The organism is Streptomyces sp. 1-11 (assembly GCF_007176755.1).
Lineage (GTDB): Bacteria > Actinomycetota > Actinomycetes > Streptomycetales > Streptomycetaceae > Streptomyces.
On sequence record NZ_BJTV01000011.1, the window covers coordinates 162,875 to 176,992 of the forward strand.

Below are 14,118 nucleotides of genomic sequence, written 5' to 3' on the forward strand. Positions count from 1 at the left end.
GGCGGTGCCGTGCGGGCCGTGGGCCCTGCGGCACCGCCGGGCGGGTCACCGCTCGGCGTCCAGCGGCTCCAGATCGTCGCCGTCCAGCTCGTCGTCGCCGTCCAGTTCGTCGTCCGCGTCCAGTTCGTCGAGGGCGTCCTCGTCGATCCCGTCGTCCTCGTGGTCCGCGTCCTCGTCCTCGTCGAACACCGCGCTGACGTCGAACCGGCACAGCACCCGCTCCGGATCGACCTCGTCGAACGGGGCCTCCAGCCACTCACCGGGTTCGGCCGGCTCGTCGGCGGCGGTGACCCAGAGCGTGGAGTCGCCCTCCTCCAGGCCGAACTCCTTGTGCCGGGAGGCGATCTCGTCCGGTTCGAACTCGCCGAAGAGGACGCCGAGCGCCCGGGGGACGGTGGCGGCGTCGTCGTTCAGGCCCTCGACGCCCTCGTACTCCGCCGCCTCGACCCGCTGGGCCTGGGCCAGCAGCCGCTGGGGCTCCGCCACGGAGTAGTCGCGGCGGATCAGCACGCTGACGGCGCTCGGTTCCCCGGGGCCGGCGTAGGGCGGCAGTGAGTCCTCCGCACCGGGGATCTCGAAGGGGGTCACCTCGTCGTAGCGGTCGTAGAGCAGTTCGTCGTACGTCTCGGCGGCCGCGGCCAGCTCGTTGAAGGCCTCGTAGACGGCCTGGTCGTCCTCCCCTGTCCGGCGTTCTACCGCAGCCAGGTGACGGTCGAGCGCGGTCTTGACCGCCTCGACGGCGGCGCGTACCTCGGCAGCGGTGGGCTGCGCAGCATCAGACATAGTGCAGACGCTATCCGTACCGGGCACCAGCCCGCACAATAGATGCGATGCCGGAATACGAATTTGTCGACGTGTACGTGCCTCGCGGGGTGTCCCGCAAGGAGGCGACGCGTCTGCTGACGGACCATGCCGAGTACGGACACTGGGAGTTGGACCGACTGAGCCTGATGCGCGACGGCAGCCGCAGGGTGCGGTTGCGCCGACGGATCATCCGCCAGGTGCGGGCCACGTGGTGAGGCGGGACCCGTGAACGACGGAGCGGGCCCCGCCATGGACGGCGGGGCCCGCTCCGGTTCCCGGGGCCGGACTGCGACGCCGGCCGCCTAGGCGGAGGCCCGGGCCTTGCGGTACAGCACGGCGCCGGCGAGCAGCGCGCCCGCGCCGGCCGGCAGGGCGAGCCCGAGCGGCACCTCGCTTCCCGTGTGGGCGAGCTGACCGCCGCCCACGGACCGCGCCGAGTCGCCGCCCTGCGCCCTGACCTGGGTTGAGCCGTGCGGAGTCCGGCCGCTGTCGGCGGGCGGCGTGGCGGGCTTACCCGGGTGGCCGGGAGTCCCGGGCTTACCCGGGTGGCCCGGGGTGCGGGGCGTGCCGGGGTGGCCCGGCTCACCGGGATGGCCGGGGTGGCCCGGCTCGCACGGGTGCCCGGGGGTGCCGGGCGGGTTGTGGTGCCCATGATGCCCGTGGTGCCCGTGGTGCGCGCCGCCGTTGGCGCAGTCGTTGCCCTGGGCGGCGTTGCCGGCGCCCACGACGTCCACGCTGTTGCCGCACACGTTCACCGGGACGTCGACCGGTACCTGGACGGTGTTGCCGGAGCCGACGCCGGGCGAGCCGTGGGTGCGGCCGCTCGCGTGGGAGCCGCCGTGACCGCCCGAGCCGCTGCCGCCGTGGTTCGCGCAGGCGTTGCCCGCGGCGGGATCGAGGAGCCCGACGACGTTCACGGTGTTGCCGCAGACGTTCACCGGGACGTGCACCGGAGCCTGCACGGTGTTGCCGGACAGCACACCGGGCGACCCGGTGGCGGAGCCGGCCGCGCCGGCGTCGGCGTGCGCGTAGCCGCTCGCGGCGGCGATCACACCGGTGGCCGCGGCCATGGTCATCAGACCCTTGCGGGTGCTTTGTCGCATGACGGAATTCCCCCCTGCCTTCGTATGTCTGTGAACCGTCCGCGCCATGGGAAAAGCGCGGAGGAAGACCGGTCGGCCCCGGAGCGCGTGACGCGCGTTCCGGGGCCGACGGTTCGTAAAAGACGCCCCTCGAGGAGCCGGCGTCAGTCGTTGACGCAGGCGTTGCCGAAGGTGGGGTTCAGGAGCCCGATCACGTCGACCGTGTCGCCGCAGACGTTCACCGGAACATGCACGGGCACCTGGATGACGTTGCCGGAAACGACGCCCGGCGAGTGCGCGGCGGCACCCTGGGCACCCGAGTCGGCGACGGCGAGGCCCGCCCCCGCGAGAACCAGACCACCGGTGGCGGCCGCGGCAGCGACGACCTTCTTGATCATTATTCCTCCTAGTAGGCAATGCGATTCCAAGGTGCGGAATCACATCACCTGTAACGAGGGGGAATTAATGGGGCTACGAGCTTATCGTCGCATTCACTCTTCTCAGTCGATCTCGCACAGTCGCCCGAATACCTCGGCTCAGGACGTCACGACGCGTCGATGAAGCGGTCGAGCACCCGCACCCCGAACTTCAGGCCGTCCACCGGAACCCGCTCGTCGACGCCGTGGAACATGCCGGCGAAGTCCAGCTCCGGCGGCAGCTTCAGCGGCGCGAAGCCGAAGCCGCGGATGCCGAGGTCGTCGAAGGACTTGGCGTCGGTGCCGCCGGAGAGCATGTAGGGGATCGCCTTGGCGGTCGGGTCCTCGGCGAGCAGCGCGGACTGCATGGCCTCGACCAGCGCGCCGTCGAAGGTGGTCTCGACCGCCTTGTCGGAGTGCACGTCCTCGCGGCGGACGTTCGGGCCGAGGAGCCGGTCGAGGTCGCCGAGGAACTCCTCCTCGTACCCCGGCAGGAACCGTCCGTCGATGTGCGCGGTGGCCTCGCCGGGGATGACGTTGACCTTGTAGCCGGCGCCGAGCTGGGTGGGGTTGGCGGTGTTGCTGAGGGTCGCGCCGATGAGCTTGGCGATGCCGCCGAGCTTGGCGAGGGTGGCCTCCATGTCCTCCGGGTCCAGCTCGGTGCCGAGCGCGTCGCCCAGCTCGTCCAGGAAGGCCCGGGTGGTCTTGGTGACCCGGACCGGGAACCGGTGCCGGCCGACCCGGGCGACCGCCTCGGACAGCTCGGTGATGGCGTTGTCCCGGTGGATCATCGACCCGTGCCCGGCGGTGCCGGCCACGGTCAGCTTCATCCAGTGCATGCCCTTCTCGGCCGTCTGGATCAGGTAGAGCCGCCGCTGGTCGTTCACCGTGAACGAGAAGCCGCCCACCTCGCTGATCGCCTCGGCCACGCCCTCGAACAGGCCGGGGTGGTGGTCGACCAGGTGGCGCGCGCCGTACGTGCCGCCCGCCTCCTCGTCGGCGAGGAAGGCGACCACGATGTCGCGCGGGGGCCGGCGGCCGCTCCGGAGCCGGTCGCGCACGACCGCGAGGGTCATCGCGTCCATGTCCTTCATGTCGACGGCCCCGCGCCCCCACACGCACCCGTCGGCGACCTCGCCGGAGAACGGGTCGTGGGTCCAGTCCTGGGCGTTGGCCGGCACGACGTCGAGGTGGCCGTGGATGAGCAGCGCGGGCCGGGAGGGGTCCTCGCCCTCGATGCGGGCCACGGTGGAGGCGCGGCCGGGGTGGGACTCGAAGATCTCCGGCTCCAGCCCGACCTCGGCGAGCTTCTCGGCCACGTACTCGGCGGCCGCCCGCTCGCCGGGCCCGGAGTGGTCGCCGTAGTTGCTGGTGTCGAACCGGATCAGCTCGCGGCAGAGGTCCACGACCTCGTCCTCGCCGGTGACGCCCCTGGTCGTGTCCGTCTCGCTCACGCTGATTCCTCCCACTGTCCATGCTGGTGGTCCCGTCCATCCTCTCCCCGGTCCCGCCCCGCGCCCAAGACCGGGCCCGGCCCGTCACGCGCCGTTCACGCCGGGCGGGCCGGGGGGACGGGGTGTGATCGGCCACCCCGGAAAGCCTGGTAGTGTTTCCTTCGTCGCCGCGGGGAAATCCCCGCACGACAGACACCTTGTCCGGGTGGCGGAATGGCAGACGCGCTAGCTTGAGGTGCTAGTGCCCTTTATCGGGCGTGGGGGTTCAAGTCCCCCCTCGGACACCAGTGAGGCCCCTGCTCGGCAGGGGCCTTTCGTGTGTCCCGGTCCGGGAACCGGGCGGGCCTCAGCGGGGCGCGGTGGCGCGCAGGGGCCGTGCGGTGAGGGTGCCGTCGCCGCTCCGCTCGACGCGGGTGCCGAGATCGCGGCCGCACTTGTCGAGCACGCCCCGCAGCCAGGCGGTGTCCTCGGCCGGGGCGGGTTCCAGGCGCATCCGGCGGGCCCGCAGGGGCACCATCCGCAGGCGGGACAGCCGGCCGGTGTCCGTCTCCAGGGTCACCAGGTAGAGCAGGCGCAGGTCGTCCCGGTAGTTCTCGTAGCCGCTGATGCCCTCGTAGTCGTCGACGAGGTCGCCGCAGCCGTACAGGACGAGCCGGCCCCGGTAGAGCTCCAGGGCGCGGGGGTGGTGGGAGGAGTGGCCGTGGACGACGTCCACTCCGGCGTCGATCAGGGCGTGCGCGAAGCGGACCTCGCCGGCGGGGACGCCGTATCCCCAGTTGGGGCCCCAGTGGACGGAGACGAGGACGAGGTCGGCGGGCCGCCGGAGCTGCCGCAGGCAGTCGGCGAAGGCGGCCGCGCCGGCCGGGGTCGGCGCGGGGATCAGGGCGACTCCGGAGCGGTCGGCGGTGGCGGCCCAGTCGTGCGGTATGCCGCTGGAGGGCATCCCGAAGGAGAAGACGAGGAGGCGTCCGCCGGTCCGGAGGGGCACTGCGGCGGGCCGCCAGGCGGCGACCGCGTCGGTGCCCGCTCCGGCGGTGCGCAGTCCGGCGCCGGCCAGGCTGTCCAGTGTCTCCGCCAGGCCGGGCGGCCCGAAGTCGAGCACATGGTTGTTGGCGAGTGCGCAGACGTCGGGGCGGATCGCGCTGAGGCAGGGCAGGTTGGCCGGGTTCATCCGGTAGTGGACGGCCTTGCCGGGGGCGAAGTCTCCGTCCTGGGTGACGGCGGTCTCCAGATTGACCACCCGCACGTCGGGCGCGGCCCGGTCCAGGCAGGGCAGTGCCTCGCCCCAGGGCCAGGCCGGGTCGACCGGGCGGGGTATCGGGCCGTTGGCGGACTCGGCGAGGGCCACGTAGTCCCGGGCGTCGCGCACGTAGTCCTCGCGCAGGGCGGGGTCGCCGGGGTGCGGGAGGATCTGGTCGACGCCCCGGCCGAGCATGACGTCTCCGGCGAGGAACAGGGTGACGGTGCCCTCGCGCATCATCGCGGCCTAGACGCGCGCGGGCGCCATGTGGTCGGTGAACCAGTCGCGGGCCAGTTCGGTCACCCTCTCCAGCGTGCCGGGCTCCTCGAAGAGATGGGTGGCGCCGGGCACGACCTCGAGCCGGCTCTCGCAGGTCAGCGCGGCCTGTGCCGCCCGGTTGAGCCGCAGCACCTCCCGGTCGGCGCCGCCCACGATGAGCAGGGTGGGCGCGGTCACCTCGGGCAGCCGGGGCCCGGCGAGGTCGGGGCGGCCGCCGCGGGAGACGACGGCGGCGGGGCGTGCCGACGGTTCGGCGGCGGCCCACAGGGCGGCGGCCGCGCCGGTGCTGGCGCCGAAGTAGCCCACCGCGAGTCCTTCGGTGTCGGGTTCCTCGCGCAGCCACCGGGTGACGTCGTGGAGCCGGGCGGCCAGCAGTCCGATGTCGAAGACGTTGGCCCGGTCCCCCTCCTCGTCCTCGGTGAGCAGGTCGAAGAGCAGGGTGCCGAGTCCGGCCCGGTTCAGTCCGCCGGCGACGAACCGGTTGCGGGGGCTGTGCCGGCCGCTGCCGCTGCCGTGGGCGAACGCGACGACGCCCGTGGCGCCCGCGGGCAGGGTGAGTCGTCCGCGCAGCCGGACGGCTCCGGCGGCGATCTCCGCCTCCCGGTCCTCGGGTCCGGGGCCGGCGAAGCGCTCGTGATGGTGGGCCGCCTGCCGCAGCCAGGCGGTGACCTCGTCGTCGGGGACCTGGGTGAAGTCGCCGTAGAACTGGCCGATCGCGTAGAAGTGCGCCGGGGTGGCGAGACAGACCAGGTCGTCGGCGTCCCCGGCGAGCCGGTGCGGGAAGTCCTGGGGTGCGACGGGGACCGCGAGGACGATGCGGGCGGCGCCGCGGGCCCGGGCGATCCGGCAGGCGACCCGCGCGGTGGAGCCGGTGGCGACGCCGTCGTCGACGACCACCACGGTGCGGCCGGCGACGCCGGCGGGCCGGCGGTCGCCGCGGTAGCGGGCGGCCCGCTGGGCCAGGACGGCGCGCTCGTGCGTCTCGACCTGGTCCAGTTCGTCCGGGGAGACCCCGCCGGCGTGCAGCACCTCCTGGTTGACGACGCGGACGCCGTCCTCGCCGATCGCGCCCATGCCCAGTTCGGGCTGGGTTGGCACGCCCAGTTTGCGGACCATGCAGACGTCCAGCGGTGCGTCGAGGGCCTCGGCGACCTGCGCGCCGACCGGGACGCCGCCCCGGGGCAGGGCCAGCACCACGACGTCCTGGCCTCTGAGGTATTCGAGGCGGGCGCCCAGCCGCCGTCCCGCCTCGGTGCGGTCGGTGAAGAGCACGGTGGGCTCCCTCATTCGCGGGACAGCCAGAGCGGCGCCGGGGTCTCCCGGTCCATCGCGCCCATCTCCTTCATGTCGCCGGTGGCCGCTCGCACCAGCAGCCGGCCCATGGCGATCAGCGCGCGTCCGGCGGCGAGTTCGTCGCCGATGTCGGGCACCGCCGTGTCGTACGGGTTGCGGCGGGCCTCGGCGTGGCTCTCCAGGACGTTGTCTCCGGTGTCCAGGACGATCCGGGCGGTGGTGTCCGGGTCGTGTTCGGACAGGTACAGGTTCAGCCGCCATTCCTTGACGGACGGAGGACGGCTGCTCAGGGGTCGGGTCATCGTCCGCCTCTCCTCACTGCGCTGCGAGGCCGAACGGGGCGCGCCGGCGCGCGTCGCCCCTTCCACTGTGCACCGGCCGGGCGTGCGCCGCACCGGCGGCGGACCGGTGCGGCGGTCCGGGCACAATGAGGGGCATGACCTCGCGCGACTGCCCCTGCGGGCTCCCCCGGCCCTACGACGCCTGCTGCGGCCGTTTCCACTCCGGGGCGGCCGCCGCTGCGACCGCGGAGGCGCTGATGCGGTCGCGGTACAGCGCGTTCGTCCGGGGGGACGCGGCGTACCTGCTGCGGACGTGGCATCCGCGGACCCGGCCCGAGCGGCTGGACCTCGATCCGCGGACGAGGTGGACGGGGCTGGAGATCCTTCAAACCGGTGAGGGCTCGGCGTTCCACCGGGCGGGGACGGTGACCTTCCGCGCCTCCTACCGGGGCGGTTCGCTGCACGAGCTCAGCCGGTTCGAGCGGGTGGACGGGGCGTGGGTGTACGTCGACGGGGACTTCCTCGGCTGACCGCGGCCGCGGTGGCGGCGGGCCCGGCGGGGTCAGGGCGCCAGGATGTCCAGTTCCTGGAGGGCGCCCTCGGTGATCTCCCTGGTGAGCCGTTCGGCGCGGGCGCGGTCGCGTTCGCGGACCGCCTCGGCGACCTGGACGTGCAGGGTGACGGCCGCCGGGTCGGGGTCCTCGAACATGACCTCGTGCTGGGTGCGTCCGGCCAGCACCTCGGCGACGACGTCGCCGAGCCGGGCGAACATCTCGTTGCCGGAGGCGGTGAGGACGACCCGGTGGAAGGCGATGTCGTGGATCAGGTACTGCTGGAGCCGGTGTCCGCTTGAGTTGGCCACCATCCCGAGGGCGCACTCGGTGAGTTCGGCGCACTGTTCGGGGGTGGCGTGGGCGGCGGCGAGGCCCGCGGCCACGGGTTCGACCGCGGAGCGCAGCACGGTCAGGGAGCGGAGCTGGTGCGGGCGGTCGGCGCCCGCCAGCCGCCACCGGATGACCTGCGGGTCGTAGACGTTCCACTCGCACTTGGGGCGGACGGTGACGCCGACCCGGCGGCGGGACTCGACCAGGTGCATGGACTCCAGTACGCGCACGGCCTCGCGCATCACGGAGCGGGAGACCTCGAAGTGCTGTGCCAGCTCGTCGGTACGCAGCACGCTGCCCGGCGGGTACTCACCCGCGGTGATCGCGGGACCGAGGGTGTCCAGTACGCGGCCGTGCAGCCCCCGGCCCGGTGTGCTCATGGAGTCAGCGTACGGCCTGGATCACGATCACAAAAAGTCAGACTTATGCGTCACACTCTCTTGAATTCGTCGTACCTAATAGGTTTCAGTGTGGCGACGCCGATGTGGCGTCGGATGTCGAGGAAGACAGCGAGGCAGTCATGCGCACCCCCCAGGTCGTCGTCGTGATGGGCGTCGCCGGGACGGGCAAGACCACGATCGGTCCGTTGCTCGCCGCCCGGCTGGGCGTCCCGTACGCCGAGGGCGACGACTTCCACCCGCAGGCCAACATCGACAAGATGTCGGCCGGCGTTCCGCTCGAGGACGCCGACCGGTGGCCGTGGCTCGAAGCCATCGGGCACTGGGCGCACGGGCGTGCCGGGCTCGGCGGGGTGGCAAGCAGCTCGGCGCTGAAGCGGTCGTACCGCGACCGGCTCAGGGCCGTCGCCCCGGGGGTGGTGTTCCTCCACCTGACGGGCGACCGCGAGCTGATCGCGGACCGGATGTCCCACCGGCAGGGTCACTTCATGCCGACCGCGCTGCTGGACTCCCAGTTCGCCACGCTCGAGCCGCTGGAGCCGGACGAGGCCGGAGTGGCCGTGGACGTCAGCGGCAGCCCCGAGGAGATCACCGCACGCGCCGTGCGGGCCCTCGAAGCGTTTTCCGACACCTCCGAGTAACACCTCACCCCCGTCCCCCGTACCTGCAAGGGAACCCCCGTGACCAGACTCAGCGTCGAGATGCTGGCAGCGGACGCACCTCCGCCGATCACCTCCGCCGGCCATGCCCAGCTCGGCATCGCCGTCCTGGTGGGCATCGCCGTCATCGTGCTGCTCATCACCAAGTTCAAGCTCCATGCCTTCCTGTCGCTGACCATCGGGTCACTGGTGCTCGGCGCGGTCGCCGGGGCGCCGCTGGACAAGGCCATCCTCAGTTTCACCACCGGGCTCGGCGGCACCGTGGCCGGCGTGGGCGTCCTGATCGCGCTCGGGGCGATCCTGGGCAAGCTCCTCGCCGACTCCGGCGGCGCCGACCAGCTCGTCGACACGATCCTCGCCAAGGCGGGCGGGCGGTCGATGCCGTGGGCGATGGTGCTGATCGCGTCCGTGATCGGTCTGCCGCTGTTCTTCGAGGTCGGCATAGTGCTGCTGATCCCGGTCGTGCTCATGGTCGCCAAGCGCGGCAACTACTCCCTGATGCGCATCGGCATCCCGGCGCTGGCCGGTCTGTCCGTGATGCACGGCCTGATCCCGCCGCACCCCGGCCCGCTGGTCGCGATCGACGCCGTCAAGGCCAACCTGGGCGTCACGCTGGCGCTCGGCATCCTGGTCGCCGTCCCCACGGTGATCATCGCCGGTCCGGTGTTCTCGCGTTTCGCCGCCCGCTGGGTGGACGTCCCGGCTCCCGAGCGGATGATCCCGCAGCGCCCGTCGGAGGAGCTGGAGCGCCGTCCGGGCTTCGGCCCGACGCTGGCCACGGTGCTGCTGCCGGTGGTGCTGATGCTGGCCAAGGCGCTGGTGGACATCGTGGTGGACGACACCGCGAACATGACCCAGCGGGTCTTCGACGTGGTCGGTTCCCCGCTGATCGCGCTGCTCGCCGCCGTCATCGTCGGCTTCTTCACGCTGGGCCGGCCCGCCGGGTTCAGCAAGGACCGGCTGCAGCAGACGGTCGAGAAGGGCCTGATGCCGATCGCCGGCATCCTGCTCATCGTGGGTGCGGGCGGCGGCTTCAAGCAGACGCTGATCGACTGCGGTGTCGGCCAGATGGTGCTGGACATCTCCAAGGACTGGTCGATCCCGGCGCTGCTGCTGGCCTGGCTGATCGCGGTCGCGATCCGGCTGGCCACCGGCTCGGCGACGGTGGCCACGGTCTCGGCGGCCGGCCTGGTCGCGCCGCTCGCGGCCGACATGTCGACCACCCACACCGCCCTGCTGGTCCTCGCCATCGGCGCCGGCTCGCTCTTCTTCAGCCATGTCAACGACGCCGGTTTCTGGCTGGTGAAGGAGTACTTCGGGCTGAGCGTCGGACAGACCGTGAAGACCTGGTCCGTGATGGAGACGATCATCTCGGTGGTCGCGGGCGGACTGGTCCTGCTGCTGTCCCTCGTCATATAGACGCGGTGCGCACCCGCACCGCGCCGGTGCGCACCGCGTCGAGACGCCACTCGCCCCCTCCCCGGCCGCCGAGGAGGGGGCGAGCGGCGTCTCAGGGCCGCCAGAGCGGGTGTTCCCGTTCGGCCCACCGTCTGCTGACCGTGCCCGTCCGCAGTCCGCGCCGCGCCTCCGGGTCACCGAGCGCCATGCCGATGTGACCGGCCAGGACCACGCCGATCGTCAGGGCCAGCCAGTCGTGCACGAAGGTGGCCGAGGTGCGCCAGACCAGCGGGGTGAGCCGGGTGAACCACATCATCAGACCGGTGCCGAGCATGACCAGCGACGCCCCCGCGATCCAGGCCGCGTAGACCTTCTGGCCGGCGTTGAACTTGCCCGCCGGCCGGGAGGAGCGGCGCTTGTCCCGGCTCAGCGCGGCCCACAGCCAGACGCGGTCGTGCGGGCCGAAGCGGTTGAGGAAGCGCAGGTCGGCGCGGAAGGCGCGGGAGGCGAGACCCAGCAGCACGGGGACGGGCAGGGCGAGTCCGGCGCACTCGTGGACCCGCACGACCAGATCCCGGCGGCCGACGAGCACGGCGAGCTGCGGGACGTAGAGACAGGCCGCGGTGATCACGCACACGCCCATCAGGGCGGCCGTGGCCCGGTGCACCCAGCGCTGGGCCGGTCCGAAGCGGCGGACGCGGGAGTCCGGCGGCGCCGGGGTGTCAGCTCGTAGGCTCATCGGTCCGTCCGTTCGACCGGCCGACCCAGCCGTCGACGTCGTAGCCGAGCCGCTCCCAGTAGCCGGGCCGGACGCGGTCGGTGACGGTGATGCCGGAGAGCCACTTCGCGGACTTGTAGAAGTACATGGGCGCCACGTACAGGCGGACCGGGCCGCCGTGGTCGTGGCCGATGTCCTTGTCCTGCATGCGCAGGGCGACCAGGACGTCCGGGCGCCGCGCCTGGTCGAGGGTGAGGCTCTCGGTGTAGGTGCCGTCGAAGCAGGTGAAGCGGACCGCCCGGCCGGCGGCCCGTACGCCGGCCGCGTCCAGCAGCCGGGAGAGCGCCACCCCCTGGAAGGGAGTGCCCGGGACCCGCCAGCCGGTGACGCACTGGACGTCCCGGACCAGCCGGGTCTGCGGCAGTGCGCGCAGGTCGGCGAGGGTGTAGGTGTGCGGGTGGTCGACCAGGCCGTCGACGGTGAGCCGGTAGTCGGCGGGGCCCTTGTGCGGGACGGACGCGGCCACCGAGTAGTAGCGGAAGCCGCCGCCGTTGGGCAGCAGACCGGTCAGGCCCGTCGGATCGCTGCCGGAGACGCCGCCGAGGAAGCCTTCGAGGCCGCGCTGCAGCACCGGCGCGGTGGCGACGCCCAGCGCGCCCAGCGCGAGGGTGCCGAGGAAGACACGGCGGCCGACGGGCCGGCCCTGGGCGCCGGGGTCCTCGGGTGGTTCGGGGTTCACGTGTTCATTCGAGCACTTCCGGCCGGGGGCGGGCCAGTGGGTGCGGGCACCGGTCAGAGTTCCGTAATGACTTCCCGCCCGAGTTCCGCGAGGACGTCCCGCCCGGATGCGGGAGCGCTCCCGCCGCGCTGCCGCGGGTGGCCGCCCAGCGCGCGGGCGCGGGCCGCGCGGAAGGCCGGCCACGGCTCGCGGTGCGGGTAGGCCCAGGGGACGCGGGTGGCGTGCCGGCCGATGCGCCGGAACAGGGCCGCCGCCTCGGCCGGGCGGCCGGCGCAGGACATGGCGAAGGCGAGGTGGTTGAGGTCGGTGTGGCGGCGGGGGTGCTCGTCGTGCTCCCACTCCAGCCACCAGTCGAAGGCCGCGCGCAGGACGCGGCGGGCCCGCGGGCCCGACCAGTGGCCGCCGGCGGCGGGGTCCGAGGGGGCCAGGCCGGTGGCGGCCAGGACGCGGTAGCGCTCGGCGTACGCGACGACCGGCAGCACGGCCAGCGGGGAGTCGGCGGGGGCCTCGACGGCGGCCCGCTCGGCGAGGTCGTACACCAGGTGGGACTCGCCCCCGCCGTCCTGGGGCCGCTCGGCGAGCCGGGCGACCAGCAGGTGGTGGGCGTGGTGGTGCTCCGGGTGCCGTTCACGCAGCTCCGCGAAGGCGTCCAGCACCTCGCGCTCCGGGCCCTGGGTGCGCGCCAGCTGGAGCAGGCCGAGCCAGGGCGTGGGGTCGGCGGGGGCGAGGGCGGCCGCGGCGCGGCAGGCGGCGCGGGCCCGGTCCGGGCTCTCCTTGCCGCGCAACGACCGCCGGACCAGTGCCAGGGCGCGCAGGGCGGCGGCGTCGGGCGACTCGGGCTCGGCGAGCAGCCAGTCCTGGGCCCAGTCGACGGCCTGGGGTGCGCCGGCCAGCACGGTGAGGCGGTGTCCCCGGCGGTCCCAGTCGTCGCCGGTGCGCAGCAGCAGGGCGCGGGTGGCCTGCCGTCGGCCCTGGGCCAGCGCGGCCCGGGCGGCGAGGAGCTCGGCGTCGTCCAGGGCGGCGTCGAAGGCGCCGGCGGCGCCGGAGTCGTCCGGGGCGGTGTCGCCCGGCAGGTCCGGGAAGGCGCGGCGGGCGCTCAGCAGGGACGGGATTGGGGGCACCGCGGGACTTCCTGTTTCTCGGGCTGCCATCGGCCGATCACGCACAGCAAACCCTCAGCCCAGGTGTGCGTCAAGCGGAACCGGAGTGTTGCCCTCTTCAACCACCCTGTGGTGAGGCCCACTTGGGCCACGGACCCGCTGGTCGCCGCGTGCGGGGGGAGGTCTGCGGGCGCGGCGGTGTGGCGAACGCCATGGCGCGGCGTTCCCCGGAGGCTACAGTCGGCCACCAGGGCCTGTCTGACCATTCCCGCCGGGCCCGCGACGCCTGGCACCGCACCTCGCCGCGTTGTCGGATGCGCCCAGGTACATCCAGTACGAGGGCGACCCTCCGCCTTGCGATGCACGGCACCGGACGCCGCGGGCCGATCCGACGCGCATGGTCGGACAGGCCCCAGCGTCCGTGGTCCGGCCGGATGATCGAGGTGCGCCGCGTGTCCGTTCTGGTTCTTCTGCTCGCCGTGAGCGCCGCCTGCTGTGTGGGCTTCGGGTTCGTGCTCCAGCAGAGCGCCGCGCAGCAGGCGCCGCTGAGCGACTTCCTGTCCTTCCGGCTGCTGCTGGACCTGATGCGGGTGCCGCGCTGGCTGGGCGGCATCGCGCTGATGGCGGCCGGCATGGCGCTCGGCGCGGTCGCCCTCGGCAAGGGCGAGATCTCGCTGGTCGAGCCGCTGCTCGCGACCAACCTGCTGTTCGCGCTCGCCCTGTCGCGGCTGCGGACCGGGAAGTCGCTCGGCCGCCAGGGCTGGGCGGGGCTCGGGCTGCTCGCGGGCGGCGTGAGCGCGTTCATCGTGGCCGGCGAGCCGCGCGCCGGCAGCGCCGTCACCGATCCGGTGCGGCACTGGCTGATCATCGGCGCGACGCTCGGCGCGGCCCTGGCGCTCACCGCCTGGGCCAAGCGGTCCCGGCTGAGCTGGGGCCCGGTGCTGCTGGCCACCGCCGCCGGGCTGCTCTACGGCGTGCAGGACGCGCTGACCCGGATCTGCGGCACCCGTTTCGCGGCCGGCGGCCTCACCGGGCTGCTCACCGGATGGCAGCCGTACGGCGTGCTCGCGCTGGGCGTCACCGGGCTGGTCCTGGTGCAGAGCGCCTTCGAGACGGCCGAGCTGCGCATGTCGCTGCCGGCGCTCACCGCCGCCCAGCCGCTGGCCGGCATCCTGTGCGGGGTGGGCTTCCTCGGCGACCGGCTGCGCGCCGGCGCCGGGGCGCTGGCCTGGGAGGCGGCGGGGCTCGCGGCGATCGTCGCGGGCATCGTGCTGCTGGGGCTGCACCCGGCGATGCCGTCCAGGGCGCGGGACGCGGAGCGCGCACGGGACCTGCAGTCCCGCTGAGGCGGCGGGTGCGGTCCTGCTTGGATA

16 protein-coding genes and 1 tRNA gene are annotated in these 14,118 nt (G+C 73.5%); 6 read left to right on the forward strand and 11 right to left on the reverse strand.

The window, feature by feature from the left end:
- Window positions 1-45 precede the first annotated feature (45 nt).
- Window positions 46-783, reverse strand: a complete 738-nt coding sequence (locus tag TNCT1_RS23570) for a hypothetical protein (RefSeq protein ID WP_143635417.1) — start codon at window positions 781-783, stop codon at window positions 46-48.
- A 47-nt stretch (window positions 784-830) separates the two neighbouring features.
- Here TNCT1_RS23570 and TNCT1_RS23575 point away from each other — a divergent pair, with 47 nt between their 5' ends.
- Window positions 831-1,019, forward strand: coding sequence for a DUF5703 family protein (locus TNCT1_RS23575; RefSeq protein ID WP_046732800.1), 189 nt, complete (start codon window positions 831-833; stop codon window positions 1,017-1,019).
- Between the two features lie 87 nt (window positions 1,020-1,106).
- Here the strand turns inward: TNCT1_RS23575 and TNCT1_RS23580 are convergent, their stop codons facing one another.
- The 3 genes from TNCT1_RS23580 to TNCT1_RS23590 form a co-directional block, all read right to left on the reverse strand.
- The gene (locus tag TNCT1_RS23580) at window positions 1,107-1,907 is read right to left on the reverse strand and encodes a chaplin (RefSeq protein ID WP_143635419.1); all 801 of its coding nucleotides are present in this window, start codon (window positions 1,905-1,907) and stop codon (window positions 1,107-1,109) included.
- A gap of 143 nt (window positions 1,908-2,050) precedes the next feature.
- Entirely contained in the window at window positions 2,051-2,284 is a 234-nt protein-coding gene (chpH, locus tag TNCT1_RS23585; protein WP_143635421.1) for a chaplin ChpH, read from the reverse strand.
- A gap of 146 nt (window positions 2,285-2,430) precedes the next feature.
- Window positions 2,431-3,756, reverse strand: a complete 1,326-nt coding sequence (locus TNCT1_RS23590) for a M20/M25/M40 family metallo-hydrolase (protein ID WP_143635424.1) — start codon at window positions 3,754-3,756, stop codon at window positions 2,431-2,433.
- A gap of 199 nt (window positions 3,757-3,955) precedes the next feature.
- On the opposite strand from TNCT1_RS23590, the gene TNCT1_RS23595 reads away from it, so the two are divergent.
- Window positions 3,956-4,043, forward strand: a tRNA-Leu gene (locus tag TNCT1_RS23595).
- A 59-nt stretch (window positions 4,044-4,102) separates the two neighbouring features.
- On the opposite strand, the gene TNCT1_RS23600 is transcribed toward TNCT1_RS23595, so the two are convergent.
- The 3 genes from TNCT1_RS23600 to TNCT1_RS23610 are packed head-to-tail and all read right to left on the reverse strand — an operon-like array spanning window position 4,103 to window position 6,870.
- Window positions 4,103-5,233, reverse strand: coding sequence for a CapA family protein (locus tag TNCT1_RS23600; protein ID WP_143635427.1), 1,131 nt, complete (start codon window positions 5,231-5,233; stop codon window positions 4,103-4,105).
- Between the two features lie 9 nt (window positions 5,234-5,242).
- Entirely contained in the window at window positions 5,243-6,547 is a 1,305-nt protein-coding gene (locus TNCT1_RS23605; protein WP_143635430.1) for a phosphoribosyltransferase family protein, read from the reverse strand.
- Between the two features lie 11 nt (window positions 6,548-6,558).
- Window positions 6,559-6,870, reverse strand: a complete 312-nt coding sequence (locus tag TNCT1_RS23610; RefSeq protein ID WP_143635432.1) for a dsRBD fold-containing protein — start codon at window positions 6,868-6,870, stop codon at window positions 6,559-6,561.
- A gap of 134 nt (window positions 6,871-7,004) precedes the next feature.
- On the opposite strand from TNCT1_RS23610, the gene TNCT1_RS23615 reads away from it, so the two are divergent.
- Window positions 7,005-7,379: a YchJ family protein gene (locus TNCT1_RS23615; protein WP_143635434.1), complete on the forward strand. Its 375-nt coding sequence runs from the start codon at window positions 7,005-7,007 to the stop codon at window positions 7,377-7,379.
- Between the two features lie 32 nt (window positions 7,380-7,411).
- Here TNCT1_RS23615 and TNCT1_RS23620 read toward each other — a convergent pair whose 3' ends face one another.
- Entirely contained in the window at window positions 7,412-8,113 is a 702-nt protein-coding gene (locus tag TNCT1_RS23620; RefSeq protein ID WP_143635436.1) for a FadR/GntR family transcriptional regulator, read from the reverse strand.
- A 140-nt stretch (window positions 8,114-8,253) separates the two neighbouring features.
- Here TNCT1_RS23620 and TNCT1_RS23625 point away from each other — a divergent pair, with 140 nt between their 5' ends.
- Window positions 8,254-8,772, forward strand: a complete 519-nt coding sequence (locus tag TNCT1_RS23625; protein WP_143635438.1) for a gluconokinase — start codon at window positions 8,254-8,256, stop codon at window positions 8,770-8,772.
- 39 nt (window positions 8,773-8,811) lie between these two features.
- Window positions 8,812-10,209, forward strand: coding sequence for a GntP family permease (locus TNCT1_RS23630; RefSeq protein WP_143635440.1), 1,398 nt, complete (start codon window positions 8,812-8,814; stop codon window positions 10,207-10,209).
- A gap of 91 nt (window positions 10,210-10,300) precedes the next feature.
- On the opposite strand, the gene TNCT1_RS23635 is transcribed toward TNCT1_RS23630, so the two are convergent.
- From TNCT1_RS23635 to TNCT1_RS23645, 3 genes are read right to left on the reverse strand one after another with little or no spacing between them, the layout of a single operon-like run.
- Complete coding sequence (locus TNCT1_RS23635) at window positions 10,301-10,927, reverse strand: cytochrome b/b6 domain-containing protein (RefSeq protein WP_143635442.1); 627 nt, start codon at window positions 10,925-10,927, stop codon at window positions 10,301-10,303.
- Window positions 10,911-11,645: a molybdopterin-dependent oxidoreductase gene (locus tag TNCT1_RS23640; RefSeq protein WP_143635444.1), complete on the reverse strand. Its 735-nt coding sequence runs from the start codon at window positions 11,643-11,645 to the stop codon at window positions 10,911-10,913. Before TNCT1_RS23640 ends, TNCT1_RS23635 begins: the two co-directional genes overlap by 17 nt.
- Before the next feature lie 53 nt (window positions 11,646-11,698).
- Window positions 11,699-12,766 (reverse strand): hypothetical protein, encoded by a 1,068-nt coding sequence (locus TNCT1_RS23645; protein ID WP_373920500.1) that lies wholly within the window; start codon window positions 12,764-12,766, stop codon window positions 11,699-11,701.
- A 413-nt stretch (window positions 12,767-13,179) separates the two neighbouring features.
- Between TNCT1_RS23645 and TNCT1_RS23650 the strand changes: the two genes are divergently transcribed.
- The gene (locus TNCT1_RS23650; protein WP_174266420.1) at window positions 13,180-14,091 is read left to right on the forward strand and encodes a DMT family transporter; all 912 of its coding nucleotides are present in this window, start codon (window positions 13,180-13,182) and stop codon (window positions 14,089-14,091) included.
- The last annotated feature ends 27 nt before the right edge of the window (window positions 14,092-14,118 follow it).

Bases quoted from the DNA above. Each gene is read 5' to 3' on its own strand.
- TNCT1_RS23570 (WP_143635417.1), bottom strand. From the start codon at position 783: ATGTCTGATGCTGCGCAGCCCACCGCTGCCGAGGTACGCGCCGCCGTC.
- TNCT1_RS23575 (WP_046732800.1), top strand. From the start codon at position 831: ATGCCGGAATACGAATTTGTCGACGTGTACGTGCCTCGCGGGGTGTCC.
- TNCT1_RS23580 (WP_143635419.1), bottom strand. From the start codon at position 1,907: ATGCGACAAAGCACCCGCAAGGGTCTGATGACCATGGCCGCGGCCACC.
- chpH (WP_143635421.1), bottom strand. From the start codon at position 2,284: ATGATCAAGAAGGTCGTCGCTGCCGCGGCCGCCACCGGTGGTCTGGTT.
- TNCT1_RS23600 (WP_143635427.1), bottom strand. From the start codon at position 5,233: ATGCGCGAGGGCACCGTCACCCTGTTCCTCGCCGGAGACGTCATGCTC.
- TNCT1_RS23610 (WP_143635432.1), bottom strand. From the start codon at position 6,870: ATGACCCGACCCCTGAGCAGCCGTCCTCCGTCCGTCAAGGAATGGCGG.
- TNCT1_RS23615 (WP_143635434.1), top strand. From the start codon at position 7,005: ATGACCTCGCGCGACTGCCCCTGCGGGCTCCCCCGGCCCTACGACGCC.
- TNCT1_RS23620 (WP_143635436.1), bottom strand. From the start codon at position 8,113: ATGAGCACACCGGGCCGGGGGCTGCACGGCCGCGTACTGGACACCCTC.
- TNCT1_RS23625 (WP_143635438.1), top strand. From the start codon at position 8,254: ATGCGCACCCCCCAGGTCGTCGTCGTGATGGGCGTCGCCGGGACGGGC.
- TNCT1_RS23635 (WP_143635442.1), bottom strand. From the start codon at position 10,927: ATGAGCCTACGAGCTGACACCCCGGCGCCGCCGGACTCCCGCGTCCGC.
- TNCT1_RS23650 (WP_174266420.1), top strand. From the start codon at position 13,180: ATGATCGAGGTGCGCCGCGTGTCCGTTCTGGTTCTTCTGCTCGCCGTG.